The organism is Zoogloea oryzae, from assembly GCF_030161255.1.
GTDB classification, from domain to species: Bacteria; Pseudomonadota; Gammaproteobacteria; order Burkholderiales; family Rhodocyclaceae; genus Zoogloea; species Zoogloea oryzae.
In genome coordinates, this window is the sequence record NZ_BSPX01000228.1 from 1 (window position 1) to 935 (window position 935).

Sequence of the window (935 nt, forward strand, 5' to 3'; positions counted from 1 at the left end):
GGGCGGCGGCGGCGGCGACCCATTCGTTGCGCGGGATGCGCAGCCGGATGGGGCGGCGGCGGCGGCGACCCATTCGTTGCGCGGGATGCGCAGCCGGATGCTGGCCGGCGGGCGGGTCATCCAGTCGAGGCGCAGGCTGAGGCGCGGCGTGTGGGCGGTGTCGGTCTCGGTGGTGCCGCCGGTGTCGGTCTTGTTGAAGGATTCGAGCAGCACCGAGGCGTAGCGGGCGTCGCCTGCGCCGATGGTGCCGTCCAGCAGCGCGAAGCGCGTGCCGTCCAGGTCGTCGTGGCCGGCGAAGCGGGAGGCGTGCACGGTGTCGTCGGGGCCGGCGAAGGCGGCGTCGGGCTGGGCGAAGGTGAGCAGCATCCAGCCGTTGGCGCCGGGGGCGATGCGCGGGGTGAGCACGCGCTGCTCCAGCACCCCGCAGCGCATGCTGCCGAAGGCGGCGCCGCGGTCGTCGAGGCGGTTGCCCCACAGGTAGAAGATCGAGTTGCTCACGTCGCGCTCGTGGCCGTCGCTGTTGATGAGCACGGCCCGGCCGGCCGGGTGGTTGGCGGCCCAGGCGTGGTGGCCGGGGGCGTCGAAGCCGTCGAAGGGGGCCGTCTCGGCAGCGGTGACGGCGGGGTACAGAACAAGGGTGTCGCCGGGCTGGAGGGTGCCGGCGTAGAGGGTGATCTCGCCGCTGTCCAGGCTGCGCAGGGCCGGGTAGGGCGCGGGCTGGTCGCGCACGCCGAGGGTGACCACCGGGCGGTCGGGATGCAGGCTGGCGCTGGTCACGGTGAACACCCGGCGCAGGCGCGGCGAGGGCTCTACGTGGCGGGCGGCGAGGGTCGGGTTCTCGGTGATCCACGCTTCCACCACCGCCTGGGCGCGGCTGGGGCAGGGGGCGGCGGCGTCGCGGCCGGCGCAGCCGGTGCAGCGCTTGCGGGTGCCCG

At 75.3% G+C, this 935-nt stretch carries 1 protein-coding gene; it reads right to left on the reverse strand.

The window, feature by feature from the left end:
• Positions 1-935, reverse strand: a 935-nt coding sequence (locus QQK25_RS23165) for a hypothetical protein (RefSeq protein ID WP_284190073.1), incomplete at both ends; no start/stop codon positions are given.